The sequence below is a fragment of the Marinimicrobium sp. UBA4509 genome (genome assembly GCF_002388575.1).
GTDB classification, from domain to species: domain Bacteria; phylum Pseudomonadota; class Gammaproteobacteria; order Pseudomonadales; family Cellvibrionaceae; genus Marinimicrobium; species Marinimicrobium koreense.
Genome location: NZ_DGMV01000042.1, coordinates 1 through 4,567, shown reverse-complemented (window position 1 = coordinate 4,567; position 4,567 = coordinate 1). Strand labels below are relative to the sequence as shown.

The following is a 4,567-nucleotide window of genomic DNA, read 5'->3' as shown; positions in this document are numbered from 1 at the left end:
CCGTGGTCGAACCACAGGCAGGTAATGAAGTTGGTCATATCGGCTCCTATTGTGTCAGTTATTTTCTCGCGCCCACCAGGGAGAACATGGCCCCCTGTGGATCGACCCCTTTGACCATGAATTCTCCACCGGGAATTTCTTCGGGCCCGAGCGTGATCTGTCCGCCGTTGTCGGTGACGGCCTTGCAGGCGAGGTCAATGTCGGCGCAACGGAAGTAGTACTGCCACATCGGTGTGGGCATGTCCTCCGGTTTGGGCATGATGGCGCCGATCACGCCGTTGTGGCGGATGAATTCGTACGAGCCCATGGGGCCCATGTCCATTTCGCCGTCTTTGGTCCAGCCAAACGCCTTGAAGTAGAAGGCCTTGGCTGCTTCCGGGTCAGTGGTAATCAGTTCATTCCAGGCACAGTGGCCCACGCGGGGTTTGTCGAAGGCGAAAGCCAGGCTGACTTCTTCGCTGCTGCCTTTCATGACATAAAAGGGGGTGCCTTGCGGGTCGCTGACCATGGCCAATCGGCCGACGTCGGGAATGTCGGTCGGGGGCATCTGCACACTGCCGCCCATCTCGGTGATGTTGGCCACGGCCTGATCAACATCCTCCACGGCTATATAGCCCAGCCACACGGGCTTGGCACCGCCCCGGCACATTTCTTCGGTCAGTTGCATTAGGCCGCCGACCTCTCGCTGGTCTCCCGTGTCCTCGTCCCGGGCGCTGAGAATGCGGTAGTCCATAGTGGGCTGCCCGCTGTCGGTGGCCTGCCAGCCCAGAATCGCGCCATAGAAGGCGAGCGCCGCATCGCTGTCGGTGGTGAGCAGTTCGTACCAGATAAATTCGCCGTGTCGGTTGGGCATGGTTTTCTCCTTGGGATCATAAGATGGGTCGTTCATTACTTGGTCGATGCCCGATCGGTGATTTCGACAGGATCACCATAGAAAATACTCATCGACCGACCTGAACCGATAGCCTAAAAACAAGTTTTCAAGTGCGACGAATGAATGTCGGGCAAGAGGATAAGCCACTAAGGGCGTCTTCCTGACGTTGATCGAGCGTCAATCTATTTGCCGGGGTGTACGGAGTAGGATAGACCCTACGCGCCGAGAGCGCCTATTCAAGATCCGTGGTAGGCTTTTACGTTCGTTGGGCGCCAAAACGTCATCGCTACGCTTTGGGGGCTATCCAGCGACCTGATACAAACAATAAAAGGCAATGGAGACTCTTGAATGAGAAAAACTAACGGTCAATCCTCACTCCTTTCCCTAACTATCTCGGCAATGCTTATGTTCTGGAGCCTGAACGCGGCGGCTGAACCCGTCGGCCAATTCGAACACCACACCGATATCGGCCCGGTGAAGCATGCTGGCGGCCTGGAATACGCACCAGACAGCCAGCATTACGTCATCTCCGGTTCGGGTGCCAATATGTGGTCCGATCAGGATGAGCTGCACTACGCGTGGAACCAGATGGCGGGCGACTTCATCGTGCGCGCCCAAGTGGCGTTTATCGGCGAGGGGGTGGACCCACACCGAAAGGTGGGCTGGCACGTGCGCGAGGGTCTTGAGCCGGACTCGGCCAATGTCCACGCCACGGTGCATGGCGATGGCCTGACGTCGCTACAGTTCCGCTCCGCCAAAGGAGCGCAAACCGAGGAATACCGTCTGAAGGTTCAAGGGCCTGAGGCGATTCAGCTGGAGCGCCGGGGCGATACGTTCATCATGTCTTCGGCAAAGTTCGGGGAGCCCTTCCATGTCACCCAGGTGTCCCATCTGGATTTTTCCGATGAGGTCTATGTGGGGCTCGCCATGTCCGCCCACGACGCCGATGAAGTCGAGAGCGCACAGGTATCCAATGTTCGTATTATCCGGCCAGCCGCGGACGACTTTGTGCCTTATCAGGACTATATCGGCAGCAACCTCGAAGTGATGGATATGGAGACCGGGAATCGGCGTATTCTTCACCGCTCGCCGGTCTCCCTGCAGGCTCCCAACTGGACCCACGACGGCCAGTATCTGATCTACAACTCTGAGGGCCTGCTTTACAAGTACGACCTGGAAACCGGCCAGGTAAGCGAACTGAATACCGGCTTTGCTGATCAGAACAACAACGATCATGTGCTGTCCTGGAGCGGTAAGGAGATTGCCATCAGCCATCACGCCGAATCCGAAGACGGGCGTTCAACGATCTATACGCTGCCTCTGACCGGTAGTGACCAGCCCCGACAGATCACCCAAAAAGGCGCCGGGCATTCGTACCTGCACGGTTATTCACCGGACGACAAAACACTGGTGTTTACCGGTCACCGAAAGGACAAGTACGACATCTATACCGTCGACATTGCCACCGGCGAGGAAACCCAGCTGACCGACACGGCAACGCTGGACGACGGCCCGGAGTACAGCCCGGATGGACAACACATTTACTTCAACTCCAACCGCACCGGTACCATGCAACTGTGGCGAATGAACGCGGACGGGTCCAATCAGGAGCAGTTGACCTTTGATAGGTACAACGACTGGTTTCCGCACGTTTCACCCGACGGTAAAAGCCTGGTGTTTCTGTCCTACCACGATGACGTGGACTCGGCTGATCACCCTTTTTACCGCCATGTTTACCTGCGCCAGATGCCGATCGAGGGCGGCGAGCCGACGATTATCGCTTACGTCTACGGTGGTCAGGGCACCATCAATGTGCCCAGTTGGTCACCGGATGGTAAGAGTATCGGGTTTATCAGCAACACCAGGCTCCCGGGGGGCCAATAGGCTCGGCGGGGAGGTCCTATGCAACGCACGCTATTGATCATCGGCATTCTATTGATTCTGGTCGCTCTGGCCTGGCCCTGGTTGAAGCATCTGCCGTTGGGCCGGCTACCGGGCGACATTGTGATTGAGCGCCCCGGCTATACCTTCTTCTTTCCCATTACCACGATGATTCTGGTGAGCCTGGTCCTGTCGCTTATCGCGATGTTCTTCCGCCGTTGACCGGCCGTTAATCCACTGGCCGGGAATTTCAGGACGGTTCGATCCTCTTGCGTGGATCCCCCGTGTTGCCACTATGCCCTCGGGGGAACTTTCACAGCACCTGCCAGTCCGTGAAGGACCGACCATCATGCAAGTCGTTTTATGGATCAAGATCTACCGGTAAAGGATTTTTGCCCTCTGCATCTGGCTTCCCTGGCCCAGGCTGGCACTTTAAGCGAGGATAAACCTGCGCGCCAAGGCGCCAGAAAGACTCTGTGGTTGACCTTACTGGCCTCCCTGCTGGTCCACGCCATTCTGCTGACACTATGGACGCCCCAGCCAAAAGATGTGAAATCGATAGCTCCCGCGCCGAACCTGCGCATCACTGTCAGCACCGCCGTGACAGACACTGCAACGGCAGAAACCGCGCCGGAGCATGAGTCGCCGGCGGTCGAAGAGCCCATCACATCAGGGCTGCCCCCACCCCCTGAAAACACAACCATGGCAGCAACAGAAAACGTTACCAGGGAAAAACCCCGGATTGACCTTCACGCTCTGGAGATACCGTCGCACCCCCTACCTGCTACCAGCGAGTCATCCACCGGCAATGTGTTTCACCCGGGCCTCAGGAGGCAAATCAGAGACGCCCGGACCAGACGCGAACGCTTGCGCAACACCGGGAAGTCCGAGCTCCACAGTTGGCAGGATGCCTCTGGCAGAACCTGGGTAGACCTTGGAGATGGCAGGTGTATGCGTAGCGCAGGTGACACGTGGGGAGCAACCGGCTGGGAATTGCCGTCCCGCTGTAAAGATCAACTAACCGAAGGAGAGAGTTTGCTGCGCTCTATGCAAGAAAGACTGGATAGCCAGTAATCGAATAGCTCACTTTTCATTTGACGGCCCCTCCACCGACTCATAAAGCGGCAAAGGTTGCAAGGAGGCCGGCAGTTACTAATATGACCGATGCCACACAAATCACGCCCAATAGAATTAGCTCGATGTAACAGCTTATAAAGATCCCTTTACCAACCGGGAGTGGAGTGTCCACCCCCTTGAATCTTTTGTGTTTGGCTAGACGGGGCCAAGTGATCAGTAGAATGTACATCAAAGCCTTGATCATGCTGAATGGCCAAACGCTGAATACCGGAAGCTCTTTCTTATGAAAGTAAGGCTCTTTGAATAGAATGGGATCCAATCTCACAAGCAAAATATAGTGTAACGAAAATCCTAGAACCACAAACAGGGGAAGAATCGGAATCATCACCCATATGCAGTACACAAAAACATTGCCTATTAACTCAGCCATTATTCACTCTCTGTAATCCCTTAACACCGTAAAAATATCATCTTATTGCCGGATCACTCGGTGCCTCTTTTACCAGATATGGCTGCTTCTGAGGGCTTACTGATCCATAGTAGCGCTTGACGATAGCATTGAGCCTATCAACGGGACGTATGCGGTAGACAATCGTGTCGGTTTCGACGGAAGTAGCGGGATGGTTCATGATTTCTCCTTGTCAGGCTGTCCCTACGACGTTGAATCCTGCTAAAACTAGCAAATGCCATAGTCCTGAGCAAGTCATTTTGCTTAGGGACACTCTGATTAATTCC

General features: G+C 55.4%; 4 protein-coding genes. 2 read left to right on the top strand and 2 right to left on the bottom strand.

What is annotated here, in order from left to right:
• Positions 1 to 58: 58 nt before the first annotated feature.
• The gene (locus B3520_RS06460; protein ID WP_286875698.1) at positions 59 to 853 is read right to left on the bottom strand and encodes a VOC family protein; all 795 of its coding nucleotides are present in this window, start codon (positions 851 to 853) and stop codon (positions 59 to 61) included.
• 426 nt (positions 854 to 1,279) lie between these two features.
• Between B3520_RS06460 and B3520_RS06455 the strand changes: the two genes are divergently transcribed.
• Complete coding sequence (locus B3520_RS06455; protein WP_286875696.1) at positions 1,280 to 2,758, top strand: TolB family protein; 1,479 nt, start codon at positions 1,280 to 1,282, stop codon at positions 2,756 to 2,758.
• Between the two features lie 18 nt (positions 2,759 to 2,776).
• Positions 2,777 to 2,977, top strand: coding sequence for a DUF2905 domain-containing protein (locus B3520_RS06450; protein WP_024461040.1), 201 nt, complete (start codon positions 2,777 to 2,779; stop codon positions 2,975 to 2,977).
• An 892-nt stretch (positions 2,978 to 3,869) separates the two neighbouring features.
• Here B3520_RS06450 and B3520_RS06445 read toward each other — a convergent pair.
• Positions 3,870 to 4,262, bottom strand: coding sequence for a hypothetical protein (locus tag B3520_RS06445; RefSeq protein WP_286875693.1), 393 nt, complete (start codon positions 4,260 to 4,262; stop codon positions 3,870 to 3,872).
• Between the last annotated feature and the right edge of the window lie 305 nt (positions 4,263 to 4,567).